This window comes from Tepidimonas sp. HKU78 (assembly GCF_049860815.1).
GTDB lineage: Bacteria > Pseudomonadota > Gammaproteobacteria > Burkholderiales > Burkholderiaceae_C > Tepidimonas.
Genome location: NZ_CP187547.1, coordinates 1,760,662 through 1,780,756, shown reverse-complemented (window position 1 = coordinate 1,780,756; position 20,095 = coordinate 1,760,662). Strand labels below are relative to the sequence as shown.

21 protein-coding genes are annotated in these 20,095 nt (G+C 68.3%); 2 read left to right on the top strand and 19 right to left on the bottom strand.

Going from position 1 to position 20,095, the window contains the following annotated elements; genetic code table 11:
* Positions 1-5 precede the first annotated feature (5 nt).
* From ACPYIS_RS08935 to ACPYIS_RS08860, 16 genes are all read right to left on the bottom strand, one after another.
* Complete coding sequence (locus ACPYIS_RS08935; protein WP_299021796.1) at positions 6-983, bottom strand: sodium-dependent bicarbonate transport family permease; 978 nt, start codon at positions 981-983, stop codon at positions 6-8.
* 59 nt (positions 984-1,042) lie between these two features.
* Positions 1,043-1,867 carry a S1 family peptidase gene (locus ACPYIS_RS08930; protein ID WP_424859503.1) on the bottom strand — a complete coding sequence of 275 codons (825 nt, stop codon included), beginning with the start codon at positions 1,865-1,867 and terminating at the stop codon, positions 1,043-1,045.
* On the bottom strand, positions 1,864-2,532 hold the full coding sequence (locus ACPYIS_RS08925; RefSeq protein ID WP_299021780.1) for a BMC domain-containing protein: 669 nt from the start codon (positions 2,530-2,532) through the stop codon (positions 1,864-1,866). The genes ACPYIS_RS08930 and ACPYIS_RS08925 overlap by 4 nt, the downstream gene beginning before the upstream one ends.
* Positions 2,529-4,910: a nitric oxide reductase activation protein NorD gene (locus ACPYIS_RS08920; protein WP_424859504.1), complete on the bottom strand. Its 2,382-nt coding sequence runs from the start codon at positions 4,908-4,910 to the stop codon at positions 2,529-2,531. Before ACPYIS_RS08920 ends, ACPYIS_RS08925 begins: the two co-directional genes overlap by 4 nt.
* Positions 4,911-4,920: 10 nt before the next feature.
* Positions 4,921-5,847 (bottom strand): CbbQ/NirQ/NorQ/GpvN family protein, encoded by a 927-nt coding sequence (locus ACPYIS_RS08915; RefSeq protein WP_299021775.1) that lies wholly within the window; start codon positions 5,845-5,847, stop codon positions 4,921-4,923.
* Positions 5,848-6,131: 284 nt separating this feature from the next.
* The gene (locus ACPYIS_RS08910; protein WP_424859505.1) at positions 6,132-6,743 is read right to left on the bottom strand and encodes an AAA family ATPase; all 612 of its coding nucleotides are present in this window, start codon (positions 6,741-6,743) and stop codon (positions 6,132-6,134) included.
* Complete coding sequence (locus ACPYIS_RS08905) at positions 6,740-7,012, bottom strand: 4a-hydroxytetrahydrobiopterin dehydratase (protein WP_424859506.1); 273 nt, start codon at positions 7,010-7,012, stop codon at positions 6,740-6,742. Before ACPYIS_RS08905 ends, ACPYIS_RS08910 begins: the two co-directional genes overlap by 4 nt.
* Positions 7,013-7,025: 13 nt before the next feature.
* On the bottom strand, positions 7,026-7,454 hold the full coding sequence (locus ACPYIS_RS08900) for a ferritin-like domain-containing protein (RefSeq protein WP_424859507.1): 429 nt from the start codon (positions 7,452-7,454) through the stop codon (positions 7,026-7,028).
* A gap of 23 nt (positions 7,455-7,477) precedes the next feature.
* The gene (locus ACPYIS_RS08895) at positions 7,478-7,816 is read right to left on the bottom strand and encodes a BMC domain-containing protein (protein ID WP_299020251.1); all 339 of its coding nucleotides are present in this window, start codon (positions 7,814-7,816) and stop codon (positions 7,478-7,480) included.
* A 67-nt stretch (positions 7,817-7,883) separates the two neighbouring features.
* A complete protein-coding gene (locus ACPYIS_RS08890; RefSeq protein WP_299020249.1) occupies positions 7,884-8,180 on the bottom strand; it encodes a BMC domain-containing protein in 297 nt (98 codons plus the stop codon).
* A 51-nt stretch (positions 8,181-8,231) separates the two neighbouring features.
* Complete coding sequence (locus tag ACPYIS_RS08885) at positions 8,232-8,546, bottom strand: carboxysome peptide B (protein WP_299020248.1); 315 nt, start codon at positions 8,544-8,546, stop codon at positions 8,232-8,234.
* Between the two features lie 5 nt (positions 8,547-8,551).
* Complete coding sequence (locus ACPYIS_RS08880) at positions 8,552-8,806, bottom strand: carboxysome peptide A (protein WP_299020246.1); 255 nt, start codon at positions 8,804-8,806, stop codon at positions 8,552-8,554.
* Positions 8,807-8,821: 15 nt separating this feature from the next.
* Positions 8,822-10,387: a carboxysome shell carbonic anhydrase gene (locus tag ACPYIS_RS08875; protein WP_424859508.1), complete on the bottom strand. Its 1,566-nt coding sequence runs from the start codon at positions 10,385-10,387 to the stop codon at positions 8,822-8,824.
* 26 nt (positions 10,388-10,413) lie between these two features.
* Positions 10,414-12,333, bottom strand: coding sequence for a CsoS2 family carboxysome shell protein (locus ACPYIS_RS08870; protein ID WP_424859509.1), 1,920 nt, complete (start codon positions 12,331-12,333; stop codon positions 10,414-10,416).
* Between the two features lie 48 nt (positions 12,334-12,381).
* Positions 12,382-12,702, bottom strand: a complete 321-nt coding sequence (locus ACPYIS_RS08865; RefSeq protein WP_424859510.1) for a ribulose bisphosphate carboxylase small subunit — start codon at positions 12,700-12,702, stop codon at positions 12,382-12,384.
* 27 nt (positions 12,703-12,729) lie between these two features.
* Positions 12,730-14,151: a form I ribulose bisphosphate carboxylase large subunit gene (locus tag ACPYIS_RS08860; protein WP_299019590.1), complete on the bottom strand. Its 1,422-nt coding sequence runs from the start codon at positions 14,149-14,151 to the stop codon at positions 12,730-12,732.
* Between the two features lie 126 nt (positions 14,152-14,277).
* On the opposite strand from ACPYIS_RS08860, the gene ACPYIS_RS08855 reads away from it, so the two are divergent.
* A complete protein-coding gene (locus ACPYIS_RS08855; RefSeq protein WP_299019588.1) occupies positions 14,278-15,255 on the top strand; it encodes a LysR family transcriptional regulator in 978 nt (325 codons plus the stop codon).
* Here ACPYIS_RS08855 and ACPYIS_RS08850 read toward each other — a convergent pair.
* Positions 15,143-16,477, bottom strand: a complete 1,335-nt coding sequence (locus tag ACPYIS_RS08850; protein ID WP_424859512.1) for a hemolysin family protein — start codon at positions 16,475-16,477, stop codon at positions 15,143-15,145. The genes ACPYIS_RS08855 and ACPYIS_RS08850 overlap by 113 nt on opposite strands.
* 10 nt (positions 16,478-16,487) lie before the next feature.
* On the opposite strand from ACPYIS_RS08850, the gene ACPYIS_RS08845 reads away from it, so the two are divergent.
* Complete coding sequence (locus ACPYIS_RS08845) at positions 16,488-17,342, top strand: symmetrical bis(5'-nucleosyl)-tetraphosphatase (protein ID WP_424859513.1); 855 nt, start codon at positions 16,488-16,490, stop codon at positions 17,340-17,342.
* Here ACPYIS_RS08845 and ACPYIS_RS08840 read toward each other — a convergent pair.
* Positions 17,293-18,798, bottom strand: coding sequence for a DEAD/DEAH box helicase (locus tag ACPYIS_RS08840; RefSeq protein WP_299019581.1), 1,506 nt, complete (start codon positions 18,796-18,798; stop codon positions 17,293-17,295). The genes ACPYIS_RS08845 and ACPYIS_RS08840 overlap by 50 nt on opposite strands.
* A 111-nt stretch (positions 18,799-18,909) precedes the next feature.
* A complete protein-coding gene (locus ACPYIS_RS08835) occupies positions 18,910-20,019 on the bottom strand; it encodes a fatty acid desaturase (RefSeq protein ID WP_424859514.1) in 1,110 nt (369 codons plus the stop codon).
* Between the last annotated feature and the right edge of the window lie 76 nt (positions 20,020-20,095).

Here is a 20,095-nt window from a genome sequence, read left to right as displayed (position 1 = left end):
GCACCTCACGCGGGCAAAAAGGTTTGGGCCATCCACAGGTAAATCGGGATGCCTACGAACAGATTAAACGGGAATGTTACGCCAAGCGAGGCACCGATGGACAGCGCGGGGTTGGCCTGCGGCACGGCGATGCGCATCGCAGCGGGCGCCGCGATGTACGACGCACTGGCGTAGAGCGTGGCGAGCAAGGCGCCATTGCCCGCCGAAAAGCCCAGATAGCGCGCGGTGGCAATACCCAGCATGGCCGACAACAGCGGCATGACCACCGCAAAACCGACCAAAAACGCCCCGTAGGAGCGAAACGCGGCGATGCGCGATGCGGCCACCAACCCCATCTCCAGCAAAAACAGCGCCAGCAGTCCCTTGAACGCTTCTTTGAAGACGGGTGCGATCGGCTCGTAGCCGCGTTCGCCGGCGACCAGCCCGATGAGCAGCCCGCCGATGAGCAGCAAAATGCTCTTGCCGAAGAACACTTCGTGCGCCAGTCGTCCCCAATGGATACGCGCCAGTGCCGCCAGCCCCCCGCCCGCGCCGCCTTCGCGCTGATCGCCCAGCCGCGCCAATACCACGCCCAAAATGAGCGCTGGCATCTCCAGCAGCGCCAGAAACACGACCATGTAGCCGTCGTGCGACACGTCGCGCTCGGCGAGCGTGGCCACCGCCACCGAATACGTCACCACGCTGACCGAGCCGTAGTGCGCCGCGATCGACGCCGCATCGTAGTGCGACAGCCGCCCCAAAAAACGCAATACGGGAAACGCAACGAGCGGAATGACCATGCCCACCGCCAGCACCACGGCGCTCGCGGACACCAGTTGGCTCAACGGATACTTGGACAGCTCGACGCCGCCCTTGAGCCCGATGGCCAGCAGCAGATAGATAGACAAGGCCTCGTAGATGGCGGCAGGGATCTTGAGGTCGGACTTGCTCAGTCCCGCCACAATGCCCAGCAGAAAAAACAGGACGATCGGGTCAAACGTCATTGCTCAGCTCCTAGGATTCACGCGTCGTGCACGGCAGACCGAATGGTATCCGGCGCAACCTAACCCGGACCAGCCCGCAGCATCTCGTGCAGCAGGGTCTGCAGGGCCTCGGCCTTGATGACCAGCCCCAGGTCGATCATCTCGGACCCCATGGCCTGCAGTCCAGCCGCCGCCGGAACTGGCGCGGGCGTCAGGCGTAGCGATTCCTCGCGAAAAAACACGGCCGCCACCACACCGGCCAGCCACAACCCCGAGCCATCGGCCGCGCGCACGAACACCGGAGAGCCGCTGGAGCCGGGGTAGACGGCCGCGTCCACCAGGAAGGCGGGCTGTCCCTCGAAATCGACCGCCAGCGGCGTGGCGGTGGTACCACGGCGCAGGATCGGCAGCGCGTGCACGCTGTCCCATACGCCGCTGGGATAGCCGACGAGCCACACTTCCTCCAGCGCGTCAAGCTGCGCCAGGCGCGCCGCGTCGGCCAGGCGATCACTGGCGATCGGCTGCACGTATAGCGTCGCCCCTTGTTGCTCGGCGGCCTGCTGCAGTGGGGCCAAGGGCAGCGCGGCCAAATCGACCGCGGGGTCCGGATGCCGCTGCCAGGCCTCGGCAAACTCGTCGATGCGTACTTCGAAGCGGCTGCCCAACACCGGTTCGCCCTGGTGGGCGAGCGTGAAGACCAACGCCCCCTGGGTGACGTCGTCGACCAAATGCCGATTGGTCACCACGAAGCGGGTGCGCCCGCGCGCGTGCACGTGTTCGATGACGAAGGCCGTGCCGGTGCCGCTGCCGCCGTCGGCCAGCGTGGTCTCGACGCGCACGGTATGAAACAGCAGCCGCTTGGCGGGCGTGTCGACGACGAAGGGGTGGGCGAGAGCAGCACTCATGGGGCGTCATTGTCCTGCATGGCACGGGCGCGCCGATTGAGCTGCGCCACGGCACGTTCGGCGGCGGCCAGCGCCTCGGCGGCTTCGGCCTCGCTGCCCATCATCATCAAGCGACCAAAATTGCCGAACGGCTTGACGTCGACCAGCGTGACGTTGGCGGCTTTTTCCGCCTCGTTGGCGGCATAAATGGCGTAGCCCGCCGGCTCGCACTCGAAGATGAACAGCGTCTTGCCCGGCAGCAACATGGAGCCGCGGCGCAACTGGCGATTGATGAGCGTGGCATGGTCGGGCGTGACGGCACGGATGTTTTCCGCCCAGGCGATGCGGCACGGCAGCCGGTCTTCCAGCTGCGCGCCCAGCTGCTCCAGGATGATGTCGCCCGCGGCCAGCACCTCGCTTTGGCTGCGGTAGTGGATTTCCATCGAGCCAAAGGCGCGCTCGACCACCTGCTCGCCCATGCGCACGTTGGTGGCCTTGAGCGCGATGTCCGACAACCGGTGCACTGCCATGCCGGGGGCCACCTCGATCCACAGACAGGCATCGCCCGGCACCGGCAGAAAGCCCTGTGACGACGTGCCCAGGTACGAGGCGAGCTGCGGCTGCAGCGCATCGATGAAGACGAAAGTGCGCAACTGCACGCGCGTGCGGTCGGCCAAGCGGCTCATCGCGTCAGCCCCAGGTAGAGCGTGGGCAGCACCTCCGGCAGGCGCTGCACGCGATCGAGCACCGTGTAATGGCGCGCGCCGAAGATGCGCGCGACGTAGGCATCGGCCAGGGGATCGAGCGTGAGGCAGTAGCTGACAATCCCGTCACGCTTGAGCTCTTGCACCGCGTGCTGCGCATCCAGGCGCAGGTATTGCGGGTCGCGCACGTCCACGTCGGCGGGCTCACCGTCGGTCAAGACGAAGACGATTTTCTTGCGTTGTCGCTGGCGCTTGAGCTCGGCCCCAGCGTGGCGCAGCGCCGCGCCCAGACGGGTGGAAAACGCCCCCTCCAGACCGGCCAGCCGCGCCTTGGGCCCGTCGCCCCAGGACTCGCGAAAATCCTTGATGCGCAGGTAGTGCACATCGTGCCGCCCGTCGGAGCGAAAGCCGTGGATGGCGAACCGATCACCGATGCGCTGCAGGGCCTCGGCCAGCAGCGTCGCTGCCGCACGCGTCAAATCGAGCACCGTCTGCTCACTGCCGCGCACGGGATCGTTGGCCGATGCCGACAGGTCCAGCAGCAGCAACACGGCGACGTCGCGCGTATGCAAGCGGTGCTGCATCATGATGCGCGGGTCGGGCTGCTGCCCCATGCGCAGATCGACCCAGGCACGCACCGCCGCGTCCACGTCGAGCTCGTCGCCATCCTCCACCCGACGGATGCGCTGCAGCCCCTGCGGGACCATGGCCTCGATCAAGTGGCGCAGGCGCTGCACGATGGGACGCTGCTCCTGCAAGAGGGTATCGATGCGGGCTACGTCGCCCGGCGGCGCGTGGCGCTCCAGCACCGTCACCCAATCCGGGCGCTGCAGCTGAATTTGGTAGTCCCACTCGGGGTAGTGCACCGGGTCGGCCAGCGGCGGGCGCCCCAGCAGCGAGTTGATGGTCACACCCTCCTGATCGAGCCAGAATTCGGTCGGCAGGATCCAGACCTCCTGCGCGTCGTCGCCCGCGAATTCGACGTCGACCTCGTTGACCATCTCCATCACATTGACCTTGCGGCGCACCTGCTGCTGGCGCTCCCAGGTAGCGGCCAGCGCTTGCGCTTCGTCGTACGCGCCGCTGGTCCAGATGGCGCGGTTGTCGTCGCGGTACAGCGCCCGCTGCCCATCCAGCCGCGACGAAAATGCGGGCCAGCGCTCGGCGTCGAGGCGCGCGCGCAGCGCTTCGGCCAGTTCTATACCGGTCTGCAGGCTGGCCTGCGGGTCGTCCCAGGTGGTCCAAGCGGCCAGCGCCGCCAACCCTTGTTGCACCCAGGGGTCGGTGTCGCGCCGGGCGGCATCCGCGTCCAGCCACGCCAGCGCGAGACGGTTGATGAGGTCGCCCGCGCGCTGCGGCGGATCGACGGGTGCCGGGTGCTGCGCGCGCCACAACTGTCGCAGGCGCGGAAAGCGCTGCGCGGCCAGGGTCTCGACGCGGGCATCCTCCACCAGCTCCACCACCGCCTTGGTCAGCGCGTCCAACCCGTCGTCGGGCAAGGGCTCGCGCGCCGCCACCAAGTGTGCCGCACAGTGGTTGACCGCCGCGCGGTAGATGTCCAGGGCCGCGATGGGCGCACCAGCCGGATCGACCGCGGGCAGGTCGTCGTAGGCATCCGCTATATGGATGACATGATGTTCGATGTAAGGACGCAGGCCCTCGCGCGATTCGAAATCGCCAGCCGTGGGGCGCAGAAAAAAATCGCGCCCCCACAGCGCGCGCAGGTACAGATTCAGCCGGCGCTGCACGTCCACGAACAGGGTGCCGCGGCGCTCCTGCTGCAGCACCGCCAGCGCGTCCGGGCTTTGCAGCCCAAAGTAACGACGCTGCCCGTCGGCATCACCCCGGTAAGCCTGCGCGCCCCACTGTACCCAGCGTCGCAGTCCACCCAAGGTCAGCTGGCCGAGCAAGCGCTCGAGGTTTTCCAGCATCGGGCGCAGGCCCTGCGGGGCTTGCGCCAGCACCACGCCCAACACCGACAGGTACTGCCGAAATAGATCCGCATCGCCCAAGCGCAGCGCCGCCGTCGGCGCGGTCTGCACGATGAGCGTGAGCACCTGCCCCGACGTCTTGGACGCCATCGAGAGCAAAAAATTGACGAGATCAGGCAACACCTCCTCGCCGATCGCGCGCGCCAGCGCGGGCACGTGTTGCACGAAGCTGACCACCAGCTCCTCGCCCCGGCCCAGTTGGTGCAGGGCCTGCGCGCCTTTGAGGTAGTTGTCGAGTCCACGGGCAGACAGCGCACGCGCCGCTTCCTGCCACGATGCACGCAGCACGTCCTGCGCGCCGTGGGGCAGCGCCTGCAGCAGCTCGGCGTGGTCTTCCAGGTGGATGCTCATCGCGCGCCCGGTGCCCATGCGGGCATCATCAGAAGTACGTGGTCACGGCGGCGTCGAGCGCGTCGCGCATGTCGGGGTCGTCAGTGATGGGTCGCACCAGTGCCATGCGACAGGCCGCCAGTGCGGCCACGCCTTGCGCCATGAGGCTGGCGGCATGGATGAGCATGCGCGTCGAGATGCCCTCGTCGAGCCCATGACCCTTGAGGTTGCGCGCCCGCTCGGCGATGTGCACGAGCTTGCTCGCCGTCTCCCGGTCCACGCCCGATTCGTGCGCCACGATCTCGGCCTCCACCTCGTGCTCGGGATAGTCAAAGTCCAGCGCGCCGAAGCGCTGTTTGGTGGACTGTTTGAGGTCTTTCATCAGGCTCTGGTAACCCGGGTTGAAGGAGATGACGAGCTGGAAATCCGGATGTGCCTCGATCACCTCGCCTTTCTTCTCCAGCGGCAGCATGCGCCGCTTGTCGGTCAGCGGGTGGATGACGACCGTGGTGTCCTGCCGGGCCTCGACCACTTCGTCCAGGTAGCAGATGGCACCATGGCGAGCCGCCAGCGCCAGCGGACCGTCCTGCCAGCGCGTACCTTGCGCATCGAGCAGAAAGCGTCCCACCAGATCGGAGGCGGTCATGTCTTCATGGCAGGCGACGGTAATGAGCGGCTTGCCCAGCCGCCACGCCATGTACTCGACGAAGCGCGTCTTGCCGCAGCCCGTGGGGCCTTTGAGCATCATGGGCATGCGTACCGCGTATGCGGCCTCGTACAGCGCCACCTCGTCGGCCACCGGGCGCCAATATGGCTCGCGAAGGATGCGGTAGCTGGCCAGCACATCACCGGCCGCCGGTGCGGGCGCGACCGCGGCGGCGGTCACCACCGACGCAGCGGGCGCGGCGCTGGCGGAGGGGTTGATGGCGGCGGCCTGTGCGCGCGCCGCATACAGACGACGGGTCAGGGTGTTCATGGTGGTTCCGAAAAACCCGGCGGTGCGGGCAGCAGGGGGTCAATCTGGCCAGACGCGGCGGGGAAAGCGCTCGCCCGCGCTCGAGGGCGGAACACCTCCGTCCGTCCGGTCGGCCGCCACCACGGGCACCGCGGCGCTGGGTTCTGCGTGCGCTGCCGACGCTGCTGTGCGGCGGGCTCGACGTGGCTGGGGATCCTCGGCCGCCGGGGCGGGGGATGTTGGCGTCGGTGGCGCCGGACGCGCACCGCGCACGCTGGCCGCCAGGCGCTGGGCAGTGGTTCGGTTCATCTTTGCATCTCCTCGATCACGGCTTCGATGTCGGCCACGGCCGCCGCCGCCGATGGGCCCATGGCGTAGGCCGTGCTGCCCTGTAACGCAGCGCGGCGAAAAACCGCGCGCCGCCGTACCACGGCACGCAGGGCGGGCAATCCAAACTCGCGCAGCGCCTCGTGCATGGCTTGCGACAGCGCGCTGCTGGGCTCGACTTGGTTGACGACCAGCCAGGCGCGCAGCCCGGGCCGGCGCGCCTGCTCGGCCACGACGGCCTGCACCAGGCGCCAGCTCGCCCACAGGTCCAAGGGTGACGGCAGCACCGGCACCAACACAGCGTCGGCCGACGCCAGGGCGCGCTGCGCCGCCGGGTGGTCGACGCTCGGCGGGCAATCCCAGACGACATGACGCGGTTCGGGTTCGGCCGCCAGGGCGCGTTCGCCATCGAGCACTACCATGCCCGCCAGCGCACCCCATTGACTGGCCGAGCCTTGCGGGTCCAGATCGGCCAGCACGGTCGGGGCACGCCGCGCCAGGCCCGCCGCCAGATGGACGGCCAGCGTGGTCTTGCCCGTGCCGCCCTTGGCATTGAGCACGGCCAAGCGCCGCGGCAACCCCGATGTCATGCCGCCCCACCCACCGCCAGCGCGGCCGCGGCGATGCGGCGCGCCAGCTCGTGCTCGCCGTCGCCCAACTCGCCCTCGGCCGCAATGGTGATGTTGACGTAGGTCGGGCCAAAACTGATGTTCTGCGCCGCGCGGCCGAGCGCGTCTTGCACCTCGGCGACCCGATCCAGAAACGCGCGCGTCTGCCCGTAGCTGGCAAACGCAAACCGTTGAAACAGGGCGGGCGGACGCGATTGCGTGGTCCAACCCAGTGCGGCAAGATCATCCATGGCCTCGTCCTCCTCAGTGTGTAGGCGTGGCATCTTGCTGCCAAGCACCGAAATGCTGCGCCTCTTCTTGCGCCAGCTCGCGCATGAGCACCTCGGTGGCGGGGTCGCGCACGCGGCGGGCGTGGTCGGCAGCATCTTGATACAGCACCACGGCCGCTTGTTCGAGCTGGCGGTTGAGGGCCGGGAAATCGGTCACACCACGACCCAGCCGCGCGGGCGGCAGTGCGCCGGCGCACGGGGCCACGCCCAGCTCGATGAGGCGCTGCATCAGCCGCTGTGCATGGGCCAGCTCCTCCATGGCCTCGGCCTGCAGCCGCTCGGCCCAGTCGGGATAGCCGCTCATGCGGGCCAGCGTGGCCTGCGCCAAATACTGCTGCACCGCCGCAAACTCGTGCTGCAGGGCGCGGGTGAGCCAACCCAGGGTGCGTGCGTCGGCGGTCATGGGGCGCTCCTGGGTGCGTGTGCTCAGCTACGGGTGGACGTGATCTCGGCGTCGCGCCCACCGCCGGTGGCATCGGGCCGCGTCGGCAGGATGCCCTCGACTTCGCTGTGCACGCGCGCGATGATGTGCGCTGCCACCAGCCCGTCGCCCACGCGCTCGCACGCGTCCGCACCGGCACGCACCGCGGCGTTGACCGCGCCCGTCTCGCCGCGCACCAGTACCGTCACATAACCGCCACCGACGAACTGGCGGCCAATCAGCCGCACCTCCGCCGCCTTGGTCATCGCGTCGGCCGCCTCGATCGCGGGCACCAGCCCGCGCGTCTCGATCATGCCCAGGGCAATGCCCGTCATCGTTGCCATCACGTTACTCCTCGTGGTTGGGGATGGGCGCTGGTCGCTCCCACGACGTCAGCGCCGTCGCACCGCATCAAACGCTCGGCGCGGTGGGCAGGATGCCCTCGACTTCGCTGTGCACGCGCGCGATGATGTGCGCTGCCACCAGCCCGTCGCCCACGCGCTCGCACGCGTCCGCACCGGCACGCACCGCGGCGTTGACCGCGCCCGTCTCGCCGCGCACCAGCACCGTCACATAACCGCCACCGACGAACTGGCGGCCAATCAGCCGCACCTCCGCCGCCTTGGTCATCGCGTCGGCCGCCTCGATCGCGGGCACCAGCCCGCGCGTCTCGATCATGCCCAGGGCGATTCCTGTCGTGTTTGCCATGTCTACTCTCCTCGTGGTCACCATTGCGTTGAAACACCTGAGCCGATCGGCTCACCCCTTGCCCGCAGCAGGCCCCGTGCCTGCTGCGCATTGCTCTTGCGTCTGTGACGACGCAGCATCCTCATCGTCCCACCCATCCAAAATGCCGCAGATCGTCAGATCGGTGATGCAGGTCGGATCTGGCATCGCCAACCGGGCCGCGCTGCCGGTGGTGGCGAACACCCAGCGGCCGATCGGCGCGCCCACGGCGTCTGTCGCCACCGACACCACGCCTTGCGCGCTGCGCACCACACGCAGCGACGCCGAACCCAACCCCGGCACGCGCCGGGTACACACCAACTCGTCGATCACGCGCACGATGTCCATCGGTGTCACCCTTCGGGATTCCAGCGGTCGATGATCCCGACGATGGTCAGGTCGGACGGAAAATCCTTGGCCCCGGCCGCCTCGCGGGCGGCCGACGAGCCGACACAAATCACCCAGTCCCCCGGCACGCAGCCGACCGCATCCACCGCCACGCTGCGCGGCCCGCCGGGCTTGTCCTGTACCACCAGCAGCGGCCGGTGGCCGAAAGCCTCGATGCGGTTGGTGGAGACCAGGGTTTTTTCCACTCGCATGATCTTCATCGCGTCGCCTCCGTCTCAGTGCCCGTGCAGCGACAGGCCGCCGGGCTCGTCCACCAAGGCCACCGTCTCGGTGCCATGGCGGTCGCTGACGGCGACACGGCAATGCAGCAGGCCGCGGGCATCCCACTGGGGATAGCGCGCCCGCACGGCCGCCGCCACCCGTTGCCCGCGCTCTATGGCGCGCTGGCGCGCTCCCGGCACACGCGAGGAATAAGTAAAGTGCACCAGCACCGGCAAGGCCAGCCCCCGACGCAGGTTGAGGGCGGTAAAAATCTTCACCCCCACGTCCAGATCGGCTGCTCCCTCCTCCACCGTGTCCAGGTGCGCGTGGTAGTACTGGTTACGCAACTGCAGCGGCGGCAGAGCATCCCCGACACAAACGAAGGCTTCGTCGTGCCCGATGACGGCGTAGCGCCCTTCGTGGTGCTGGATGACGTATTCGATCTGCGACATGTTGGCTTGCAACCACAGCAGCGCCAGCCGTGCCAAGCCATCGTGCCCGGGCACCCGCGTCAACACGCCGCCCAGGTCGCGCGCATGGGCATCCACCGCCGCGGCCAAGTGGCGCTGGGCAGTCGGGGCATCCAGACCCAGGGTTTCGCGGTAGAGCGCGGCCGCGTCCAAGAACCGGTCTGCATGCAGTCGACCCTGCGCATCGGGCAGGTGAATGCGCAGCGCGTCTAGGTCGGTGTCCACGCCCAACAACATCACCAGCGGGGCGGCCCCCACGCCATACAGGTTGTCAACGGCCGCGCGCAGCGCATGCAGCCGATCGATGGCCGCCGTCACCGCCCGCTCATCGTGGCTGCCGTGCGCGGCGCACCCCTCGTGGCGGGGATGCGACGAGCTGAAGTGATAGACCGCCACCTTCAGATAGTCCAACGCCTGCGCGGCGGGCAGCAGGCCACATAGGCGCTCCAGCTCGCGCTGGGTCCACTCGGCCACGTCCAATTCGACGTCGAACAGGGCACCGGCGTAGGCTTTGACGCTGACCATGTCGGCCGGTGCGGTGCGCAGCACGAACGGCAACAGCCCCTGCAACCGCCCATCGGCACACGGGCTCACGTCCAGCGTATGCACCCCACACGCCTGCAGCGCCTCGGCTTGCACGGGCAGCCGCCGCATCCACGGTGCGCGGTCTTGCGCGGCCAGGCGCACGCAGCGCTCGATGGTGGCAAACATCGCGTGCGCGTGCAGCGCGGCCATGTCGACCCCCGCCACCCAAGCGTTTTCCAGCGCAGCCAGGGGCCACTCGATGTCTAGGCGCTGCCGCGCCAGGGCCTGTGCCTGCTCGACGAAATCGCGGTCGTGCTGACGTGCCGAGAGCGTACGCAGCACGTCCTCGATGGCCTCGAAGCGCCCACGCACGGTCTGCTCATAGTCGTGCAGCAGCGCGTTGAGCGTGCGGTCCACCAGCGGATGCTCGCAACGCTGACCGGGGCCCGGCACGCACACCGGGCTCACCGGTTGCGCAGTCGCGCGCGGCAACACCGCACCCGCTGCCTGCAGCCCATGTCTCGGCGCAGGCGCGTGCGCGCGCGCACTGCGTTGCAGAGCGAGTTGGCGTTTGCGCGTGTCCATGGCCGTCGATCCTTGTGCCGGCGGACTCAGCCGCGTGCCCCACCGGAGACGGTCACCACCGCACCACGCGGCGTGTTGCCACTGGAGCCCGTGATGGGGCTCAGCGGCACTTCGTCATGGGCGACGGCCTTGAAATGCCGGGCATGCGCGCCCATCGGGCGCGGCATGCCGCGCTGCGTCGGGTTGCGCACGGCAGCCGACGTGCCTTCGGTGCCGGTCACACGGCGCTCACTGCCCCACGCATCGCCCGTGATGCGCAGCGAACGCGCATCGGCCCCTTCACCCGTGACCCGCTGCGCGGCGGCGGGCGGCATTGCTGTCGAGCCCGGTGTCAACCAAGCCGCGCCCGTAGCGGCGCCGTGGCGAAACTCGGGCGTGCCCGTGATCAAGCCATGCGCTTTCATGCCTGGCCCGGTGACACGCTGCTGTGCATCGTCGCTGCCGGCGCTGCCCGTGATGCGCTGGCGGCGCTCCCACGCCTGCCGCGCAGGGGGCTGGATGCTGAACCCGCTGGGCGGCGGCGGGGCGTCGGTCGCGGCCAGCTCGGGATAGCGCGTCAGCCAGCGGCCACTCAACGTGCACCCGCCTTGGAGGTTGTCCGGCCCCACGTACGGCGTGCCCGTGACCGGTTCACACGCGCCGCGCTCGTCGCCGGTGATGCGCCCGCCGCCCGCTCCAGGGCTGTCGCCACTCACGGTGGCCAGCGCAAATCCGGCTGGCATGCGCTGCGCAGGGACCATGGCTTCCTGCGCCGGCGCCATCGCGGTGGCCATTGCCGGTGCGGCCTCGGCTGGCGCCGTCGGCGCGAGCGTCTCGGGTGCGACGGTGCCCGCACGACGCGACGCCGTCCCGGCGCGCAGTCCCACTTGCCCCTGGGCCGACAGCGCGTACTGCGTCCCAGAGATCGGGCGCTGCGCACCGGCCTCGTTGCCGGTCACTTTCGGACTGCGGCCCACCGGCGTGCCCGTCACCTCGTTGTCACCACGCGAGGACATGACGCTGACCTTGTGCGGGGCGCGCGGCGCCACTTGCTCGCACAGCGCAGCATCTTCGGCCGCCAGATAGCGGGTGCCCGTGATGCCGCGACAGGCGCCGGTCTCGTTGCCGGTGACCTTGCCCTGCAGCCCGGGATGCACGCCCGTCACCGGTCGGCCCGCTTCGGTGTGCGTTACCTCGACCTTGGGGGGCCGCGGCGGCTGGGGGCGACTGCCGCACCACGCCTCGAATTGTTCCTGCCCGATATACTCGGTGCCAGTCACGTGCCGACAGGTGCCCAACTCCATGCCCGTGACCTTCTGGCTGCGCTCGACCTGCGTGCCCGTGACACGCTGACCCGACAGGGTGTGCCCCTCTTCGGTGTGCGCGGCTGCGCGCTGCTCAGCCGACTTGCGCACGCGGCCGCTCGGGCGCACCGCTGCCGCTGGCTGAGTGGATGCGGCCAGGCCGGCGCGTCCGGCGAGCGCGAGCAACGTGCGCCGCTGCATGGCCAACTGCCGACCGGTGGCGCCCTTTTGCAGGGCTTCGCGCCAATCGCGATCCGGCATGGTGGTCGCCAGCCGAGTGGCCTGCGCCACGCGGGTGAGTCCCGCCTTGCCGTCGCGCGCCAGCGCGGCACGGCGCGCCTGAGCCAGCGCGCGTCCCGTCGGGGTGACAGCGCGCGCGACCTGGTTGGTGTCGGGCGCCGACGCACTCTCACGTGCTGCCGCCAGCATGCGCGCCACACCGTCGCTGCCCGCACAGCCGCACGCGCCACCCGTGCCACCACAGCCACAGCCGGCTGACCCTACCCCTGACCCGGCATCCGACGCCGCCGCTACCGGCGCACTGTGCGCCATCGCGGCACGGACCTGTTGAGCGCCATTGCGCCCCAGCTGCGCCAACGCTTGGCGCCGCTGGCGTGCCAGCTCTCGCCCCGAAAGGGCAGCCTTGACCACCGTCCCGTCCATGGGGGACTCCTTCCACAACAAAACCAACGGTGGAGCCGCGGGCTCCGATCAGCGGTAAACGACGAACGCCAGACCCTGGCTCTGGGCGTAGTTGTCGTAAGCGACGAAGCGCACCATGTGGTTGGGAAACTCGCGGTGGCACGCTTCGATCTCGGCGAGCACCGCGTCGACCGACTGCTCACCGAACATCGGCAGCTTCCACATGTACCAGTAGCTTTCCTTGGCGGGCGTGCCGCGCTCGGTGTGCTCGACGGCCGGGTTCCAGCCCTGCGCGAGCGCATAGGCGATCTGGCGGCGCACCTGCTCCGGCGTCATTTGCGGCAGGTAAGAAAACGTTTCGTATTTGAGCGATTGCTTGTAGGCCTGCATGGCGGATCTCCTCGGGTGGAAGGGGAATTACTTGTGCTGCACGTCGAGCTTGTCCACGACGTCGAACTCGAACTTGATCTCCTTCCATGTCTCCATGGCGATCTTGAGTTCGGGCGAGTGTTGAGCGGCAGCGGTCAGAATTTCCTTGCCCTCCTTCTCGAGGTTGCGCCCCTCGTTGCGCGCCTGCACGCACGCTTCCAGCGCCACCCGGTTGGCATGGGCGCCGGCGGCGTTGCCCCACGGGTGACCCAACGTACCACCGCCGAACTGCAGCACCGCGTCATCCCCAAAGATGGTGACCAGCGCCGGCATGTGCCACACGTGGATACCGCCGGACGCGACCGCGAAGGCACCGGGCATCGAGCCCCAATCCTGGTCGAAGAAGATACCGCGGCTGCGGTCTTCGGGCACGAACGACTCGCGCAGCAAATCCACCCAGCCGAGCGTGGCCTGGCGGTCGCCCTCCAGCTTGCCGACGACGGTGCCGGTGTGCAGGTGGTCACCGCCCATCAGGCGCAGCACTTTGGTCAGCACGCGGAAGTGGATGCCGTGGTAGGGGTTGCGGTCGATCACCGCGTGCATCGCGCGGTGCACGTGCAGCAGCATGCCGTTGTCGCGGCACCAATTGGCCAGCCCCGTGTGCGCACAAAAACCACCGGTCAGGTAGTCGTGCATGATAATGGGCGCGCCGATCGACTTCGCGTACTCCGCGCGCTTGAACATTTCGTCCGGCGTGGGCGCGGTCACGTTCAGGTAGTGGCCCTTGCGCTCACCGGTCTCGCGCTCGGCCTTCTCGGTGGCCTCTTGCACGAAGTCGAAGCGCTGCTTCCAGCGCATGAACGGCTGGCTGTTGACGTTCTCGTCGTCCTTGGTGAAGTCCAGCCCCCCGCGCAGCGCCTCGTACACCGCGCGGCCGTAGTTTTTGGCCGACAGTCCCAGCTTGGGCTTGATGGTGCAGCCCAGCAGCGGACGGCCGTACTTGTTCATGATGTCGCGCTCGACCTGAATACCGTTGGGCGGCCCGCCGCAGGTCTTGACGTAGGCGATGGGGAAGCGCACGTCCTCCAGGCGCAGCGAGCGCACGGCCTTGAAGCCGAACACGTTGCCCACCAGCGAGGTGAACACGTTGACCACCGAACCCTCTTCGAACAGGTCGATCGGGTACGCGATGAAGGCGTAGAACGCGGTGTCGTCACCGGGCACGTCCTCGATACGGTAAGCGCGGCCCTTGTAGTAGTCCAGGTCGGTCAGCAAGTCGGTCCACACCGTCGTCCAGGTACCGGTGGACGACTCGGCCGCCACGGCGGCTGCCGCTTCCTCGCGATCTACCCCCGGCTGCGGCACGATCTTGAACACCGCCAGCAGGTCGGTGTCCAAGGGGGTGTAGTCGGGCATCCAATAGGTCTGGCGGTATTCTTTGACGCCAGCGTTGTACGTTTTGACGGCCATGCTCACTCCTCGGATCTCATGGTGGTTGGGCGAACCCGTTGCCTCGGGGCTGTTCGGACTATAGGCGAGCGCCAAGGAAAGTCAAAGTAAAATATTCAAAGCCTAATCTTTTACTTTTATAAATTTATGAACCCCCGTCACCTGACCCTGCATCAGCTGCGCATCTTCCACGCGGTCGCCACGCACGGCAGCTTCGCGCGCGCGGCCGAGGCGCTGCACCTAGCGCCGCCCACCCTGTCGCTGCAGGTCAAGCAGTTGGCCGAGACGGTGGGGCAGCCCTTGGTGGAACAGATCGGGCGACGCATCTACCTCACGGCCGCTGGGCGCATGCTGGCCGAGGCCGCCACGGATGTGGACGAGCGTCTGCGCCGCCTGGGAGAAGATCTGGCCGCGCTGCAAGGCATCGAAAAAGGGAGCGTTCGCCTGGCCATTCTGACGACGGTGAAATACGTGGTGCCCAAGTTTCTGGGCGGCTTTGCGGCCGCGCACCCCGGCATCGACGTGGCCATGGTGGTGGGCAACCGCGACGCCCTGCTGCAGCGGCTGGCCGCCAATCAGGACGATCTCTACATCCTCGGCCAACCCCCACAAGACTGGGACGTGCAGTGCGAGCCGTTCGCCGACAATCCGCTAGTGCTGGTGGCCCCGCCCCACCATCCGCTGGCGCGCGAGCGCCACATCGACCCCCGGCGCTTGGCCGACGAGCCCTTCATCCTGCGCGAGCCGGGCAGTGGCACGCGCGCCACGATGGAGCGTTTTTTCGAGGCGGTGGGCGTCACGCCGCGGGCGCGCCTCGAAGTCGGCAGCAACGAGGCGATCAAGCAGACCGTCGCCGGTGGCCTGGGGCTGGCGGTGTTGTCGGCGCACACCGTGGTGGCCGAGCTGGCGCTGGGCGAGCTGGTGCAGCTGGACGTGCAGGGCTTTCCACTGCTGCGGCAGTGGTACGTGGTCACGCCGCGCGGCAAGCGGCTGTCACCGGCCGCAGCCGCGTTCAAGGACTGGCTGTACGCGCATCGGGAGCAGGCGCTGGCCCAGGTTCGTCAGCCGGCAGCCGCTCGGCGCGCACGCGGTCGATCCGCCGGCCCTGCATCGACAGCACCGTGAGGCGCCAGCCCGCCACGTCCACCGCGTCGCCTACCTGCAACAGCGCGCCGGCCACCGTTTGCATCAGCCCCGCCAACGTGGCGTAGCGGTCGTGTTCCTCGTCGGGCAGCGCCGCGATGTCCAGGCGCGACTTGAACTCGTGCGCTGGCATGGCGCCGTCGAACAACCACGACCCATCCGGCTGCGGCGTCGCCCACGCGTCGTGCGGCTCGGCGCTGAACAGCTCGCCCGTGATCGCCTCCAGCACGTCCAGCGGCGTCAGCAGCCCCTGCACCTCGCCGTACTCGTCCACCACGAATACCATGCGCATGGCGCGTGCGCGAAACTGCTCTAGCAGGTCCAGCGCGGTCAAGGTCTCCGGCACGAACACCGCCGGACGCGCATCCCGGTACCAGTCCTGCTCGCGTCCCCCCATCTCGTCCAACGCGATCAAATGCGACAAATGCACCACACCCGTGACGTCGTCCAGCCCGCCACGACACACTGGGTACCACGAATGCCCCCCATGACGGGCCCGCTCCAGCACGACCGACAATGGCTGACCAGCGTCCAGCCAATCGATGTCCGAGCGCGGCACCATCAAACTGCTGAGCTGACGCTCGTCGAGCGCCAGCACGTTGCGCACCATGCGGTGCTCCTGCCGTTTGATCACACCCGCACCGAGCCCCTCGCGCAGGCTGGCGTGGATTTCTTCCTCGGTCACGGTTTGGGCAACGTCCGTGTCGATCCGCAGCAAACGCAGCACCCCCTGCGTGGTGGCTGAGAGCAACAGCACGAACGGCTTGGCCACCCGTGCCACGGCGGCCATCGGCCGCGCGACCCACCGGGCAACCGCCTCTGGGTACAGCTGGCCAATTCGCTTGGGCACCAGCTCGCCGAATACGATGGTCAAAAACGTGATCGCCACGACGACGATGGCCGTCGCCGACACCGACGCGGTCACCTCGGACCATCCCCAGCGCATCAGCCACGCCGCCAGGTCGTCGCTGAACGCGGCCTCTCCAACGATGCCGTTGAGCATTCCGATGGAGGTAATGCCCACCTGCACCGAAGACAAGAACTGCGTCGGGTTGTCCAGCAGCTGCAGCGCGGTGCGTGCGCCCCGGTCGCCGGCCTCGGCCAACGTCGACAGCCGCGCCCGACGGCTGGCCGCCAGGGCCAGCTCCGACATCGCAAACGCCCCGTTGAGCAGCGTCAGGAAAACGATCAGCAGGATGTCCATAATCTGTCCGATGGCACTTTACCTGATTGGCGATGTCCAGGGGTGTGACGCCGCGCTGGGGCAGCTGCTGGCGGAGGTGGGCTTTTCACCGAGCCGCGATCGCTTCGTCTTACTGGGCGATGCGGTCAACCGCGGCCCCGACTCGCTGGCCGTGCTGCGGCGGCTGCGCGCGCTCGACGACGCGGCCGACACCCTGCTGGGCAACCACGACCTGCATCTGCTGGCAGTGGCGGCCGGGGTGCGCGTGCCGCACCGCAGCGACACGCTGGACGCCATCCTCAACGCCCCCGACCGTGCAGCGCTGCTGGACTGGCTGCGACAGCGGCCGTTGGCGTTGATGGAGCGCGGCTGGCTGCTGGTGCACGCGGGCGTGCTGCCCGCCTGGACGGCGCAGCAAGTGCTGGCACTGGCAGCCGAGGTGCAGCAGGTCTTGCGCGGTGCGGACGTGGCCGAGTGGCTGCGCCAAATGTATGGCAACACGCCCACCGCCTGGGACGACACGCTGCACGGGCCCGCACGCTGGCGCGTCATCGTCAACGCGCTGACCCGGCTTCGTTTTTGTACGCCCGACGGACACATGGAGTTTGCGACCAAGGATGGCGCCGCCGACGCGCCCCCGGGCTATGTACCATGGTTCGACGTGCCGGGGCGGCGCAGCGCCGATACCCCAATCGCGTTCGGCCACTGGTCCACGCTGGGCCTGCTGCAGCGGCCCGACCTACTGGCGCTGGACACGGGCTGTGTGTGGGGAGGTTCGTTGAGCGCCGCACGGCTGCCCGACGACACACCACCGGGAACCGCCGCTGGTGTGGAAATCATCCAGATACCGTGTCCGCAGGCGCGGGTGCCGGGGCGGGAGGGCTAGCGACTGCCTGCGGGACGCGCAACAGCGCTGCCACTTTGCGCTTGGGTCGGATGTACGCGGACAAACCCTTCGGCGCCGGTGCCTTGACGGGTTGTTCCCAATCCGGACGGACGTCCGGCGGCAGCGATGGCTCATAGGGCTGGTCGAGCAGCGGATCGGCGGGGGCACGGCGCGTCGACGCCGCACGCGCCGGGCGCGCGGCTGCCGGTCCAGACGTAATCCTCTCGCGTGTCGGCTCCGCAAGAGCGGGCGCCGAGGCCGCTGCGCGCGCCCCCTCGGCACTGCGCGGCGGCCGCGCACGGGAGCGGCGCTCGTCGTCGATGTCCAACGGCTCGACCTCGACCTTGCGGCCGATGAGTTTTTCGATCTCGGCCAGCAGACGGGCATCCTTGGCACTCACGAACGACACCGCCAACCCCGAGGCACCGGCGCGACCCGTGCGGCCGATACGGTGAACGTAATCTTCCGCGTTGAACGGGATGTCGACGTTGAACACCGCCGGCACATCCTTGATGTCGAGCCCGCGCGCGGCGACGTCGGTACACACCAACAGATCGACCTGCCCCTGCTTGAACGCGTCCAGCGCCTTGAGGCGCTCGTCCTGGCTCTTGTCGCCGTGCAGTGCGGCCACCCGCAACCCGTCGCGCTCCAACGCACGCGCCAGTCGCGCGCAGCCCAGCTTGCTGTTGACGAAGACAAACGCTTGCGTCACCTGGTGCTCGCGCAAGAGCTGCTTGAGCGCCTGGCGTTTGTCCTCTTCCTCGACGCGGAAAAAGCGTTGCTCCACGGTCGAGGCCGTGGTGTTGGCACGCGCGACCTCGATGACCACCGGGTCTTGCAGGTAGCTGGCCGCCAGGCGCTTGATCTCCGGCGAAAAGGTGGCCGAAAACAGCAACGTCGTGCGCTGCTTGGGCAGGTACGACAAGATGCGCTGCAGATCAGGCAAAAACCCGATGTCGAGCATCCGGTCCGCCTCGTCCAGCACCACATACTCGACTTGGTTGAGTACGGCCGTCTTGGCCTCGATGTGGTCGAGCAAGCGGCCAGGCGTGGCCACCAAGACCTCTACGCCCTTGCGCAGCTCTTCCACCTGTGGCTTCATGTCCATGCCGCCGAACACCACGGCGCAGCGCAGCGGGGTGTATTTGGCGTAGAGCTTGATCTGCTGCGCCACCTGGTCAGCCAGCTCGCGCGTGGGCAGCAGCACCAGCGCGCGCACCGGATGGCGCGCCGGCGATGTGGAGGTGTTGGCATGGCGCAACAGCCGCTGCAGCAACGGCAGCGAAAACGCCGCCGTCTTGCCGGTGCCGGTCTGCGCGGCGCCCATGACGTCGCGCCCTTGCAGCACGACGGGAATGGCCTGCGCCTGTATGGGCGTCATCGCCGTATAGCCCATCTCGGCCACGGCGCGCGCCAGGGGATCGGCCAGATTCAATTCGGAAAAAGCGTGCGTCATCGGGCGCTATTGTCGCACCGCATCACAGGCGGCGCCAAATGCGCCATGCCATGGCGGCCGGCGCCCCCGTGGCCGATGGCTGCTGCGCAGCGACAACGTCCGGCCCACCACTCAGGCGTACGATGGTGCAGGATCGCTGGTGGGGCGGCCCTGGAAGTCGGTCCAGCAGCGGCGCGTAAAGTCGTACAGCTTGCAGCGGCGTGCCGTATCGAAGTACCAGCGCCAGCTGAAGCGCTGAATGATGATGCGGCCGGGCAGCATGTCCTCCAGCTTCTTCTGGGCCTGCTTGAGCTTGTACAGCGGTACGCTCATGTCCACGTGGTGCGCCGTGTGCTCCATGATGTGGTGCATCAGCGCACCGACGCGTAGCGGGAACTCCAGGTGCACCGTGGTGGACACGAACGGCGCCGCCTTGGCCCAGGCGGCCTTGTCGTCGTGCCACTGCACCGCCGGGTGGGTGTGGTGCACGTACACCACGAAGCCGATCATCGCGTTCCAGAACACGAAGGGCACCACGAAGCCCATGACCACCTGCAGCCACACCGACTGCCCCGTGGCCAGCGCCGCCCAGACCATGCCGCCGATCCACAGCAGCCCGACGCCGAGCACGAACACGCCATCCCAGAAGAACTCAGGCCGGCGCGTGCCCATATAGGTCTTGCGCGGGAAGAACATGCGCAGCCACCACATCTCGATGAAGTAGTACAGCGCGGGGCCCCAGCCGCTGCGGTAGATACGCTCCAGCAGACGGCGGCCGGGCGACAGCGCGTCGAACTCGGCCTTGGTCAGCGGCGCCCAGACGAAGTCCACTCCCTTGAGGTTGGTGTAGCCGTGGTGCACCACGTTGTGGCCGACCTCCCACAGGCTGTAGGGCGTCAGCGACGGAATCATCGCGATGCGACCCAGCACCTTGTTCAAGCCGCGGTGCGGCGTGTAGCTCTGGTGGCAGGCGTCGTGCCCGATGATGAACAGCCGCCCGATGACGAAGCCCGCAGCCAACCCGCACAACAGCTTGGCCCACCACGCCTCAAACACGATCGTCCCCGCGATCAACGCCGCGAAGATGGCCCAATCCAGCAGCAACAAGGCGATGGCGATGGCCGTGCGGCGCTCGCCGAGCGGTGTGATCCAGCTGCGGATGACCTTGCGGTGGGGCAGCGGCTGCCCCGGAGGAATGGGTTGGGACGCCTCGGGCGCGGACACGTTGGAGGTCACAGACATGGCGAAATCGGAAAACGCAAACGATGGACGAACCGGATCTCGGACGGCACGGCACGCACCGACCACTCTCGAGATC

What these genes read in the sequence shown, in the direction of transcription:
- ACPYIS_RS08935 (WP_299021796.1), bottom strand. Translation starts at nt 983, where the DNA reads ATGACGTTTGACCCGATCGTCCTGTTTTTTCTGCTGGGCATTGTGGCG.
- ACPYIS_RS08930 (WP_424859503.1), bottom strand. Translation starts at nt 1,867, where the DNA reads ATGAGTGCTGCTCTCGCCCACCCCTTCGTCGTCGACACGCCCGCCAAG.
- ACPYIS_RS08925 (WP_299021780.1), bottom strand. Translation starts at nt 2,532, where the DNA reads ATGAGCCGCTTGGCCGACCGCACGCGCGTGCAGTTGCGCACTTTCGTC.
- ACPYIS_RS08920 (WP_424859504.1), bottom strand. Translation starts at nt 4,910, where the DNA reads ATGGGCACCGGGCGCGCGATGAGCATCCACCTGGAAGACCACGCCGAG.
- ACPYIS_RS08915 (WP_299021775.1), bottom strand. Translation starts at nt 5,847, where the DNA reads ATGAACACCCTGACCCGTCGTCTGTATGCGGCGCGCGCACAGGCCGCC.
- ACPYIS_RS08910 (WP_424859505.1), bottom strand. Translation starts at nt 6,743, where the DNA reads ATGACATCGGGGTTGCCGCGGCGCTTGGCCGTGCTCAATGCCAAGGGC.
- ACPYIS_RS08905 (WP_424859506.1), bottom strand. Translation starts at nt 7,012, where the DNA reads ATGGATGATCTTGCCGCACTGGGTTGGACCACGCAATCGCGTCCGCCC.
- ACPYIS_RS08900 (WP_424859507.1), bottom strand. Translation starts at nt 7,454, where the DNA reads ATGACCGCCGACGCACGCACCCTGGGTTGGCTCACCCGCGCCCTGCAG.
- ACPYIS_RS08895 (WP_299020251.1), bottom strand. Translation starts at nt 7,816, where the DNA reads ATGGCAACGATGACGGGCATTGCCCTGGGCATGATCGAGACGCGCGGG.
- ACPYIS_RS08890 (WP_299020249.1), bottom strand. Translation starts at nt 8,180, where the DNA reads ATGGCAAACACGACAGGAATCGCCCTGGGCATGATCGAGACGCGCGGG.
- ACPYIS_RS08885 (WP_299020248.1), bottom strand. Translation starts at nt 8,546, where the DNA reads ATGGACATCGTGCGCGTGATCGACGAGTTGGTGTGTACCCGGCGCGTG.
- ACPYIS_RS08880 (WP_299020246.1), bottom strand. Translation starts at nt 8,806, where the DNA reads ATGAAGATCATGCGAGTGGAAAAAACCCTGGTCTCCACCAACCGCATC.
- ACPYIS_RS08875 (WP_424859508.1), bottom strand. Translation starts at nt 10,387, where the DNA reads ATGGACACGCGCAAACGCCAACTCGCTCTGCAACGCAGTGCGCGCGCG.
- ACPYIS_RS08870 (WP_424859509.1), bottom strand. Translation starts at nt 12,333, where the DNA reads ATGGACGGGACGGTGGTCAAGGCTGCCCTTTCGGGGCGAGAGCTGGCA.
- ACPYIS_RS08865 (WP_424859510.1), bottom strand. Translation starts at nt 12,702, where the DNA reads ATGCAGGCCTACAAGCAATCGCTCAAATACGAAACGTTTTCTTACCTG.
- ACPYIS_RS08860 (WP_299019590.1), bottom strand. Translation starts at nt 14,151, where the DNA reads ATGGCCGTCAAAACGTACAACGCTGGCGTCAAAGAATACCGCCAGACC.
- ACPYIS_RS08855 (WP_299019588.1), top strand. Translation starts at nt 14,278, where the DNA reads ATGAACCCCCGTCACCTGACCCTGCATCAGCTGCGCATCTTCCACGCG.
- ACPYIS_RS08850 (WP_424859512.1), bottom strand. Translation starts at nt 16,477, where the DNA reads ATGGACATCCTGCTGATCGTTTTCCTGACGCTGCTCAACGGGGCGTTT.
- ACPYIS_RS08845 (WP_424859513.1), top strand. Translation starts at nt 16,488, where the DNA reads ATGGCACTTTACCTGATTGGCGATGTCCAGGGGTGTGACGCCGCGCTG.
- ACPYIS_RS08840 (WP_299019581.1), bottom strand. Translation starts at nt 18,798, where the DNA reads ATGACGCACGCTTTTTCCGAATTGAATCTGGCCGATCCCCTGGCGCGC.
- ACPYIS_RS08835 (WP_424859514.1), bottom strand. Translation starts at nt 20,019, where the DNA reads ATGTCTGTGACCTCCAACGTGTCCGCGCCCGAGGCGTCCCAACCCATT.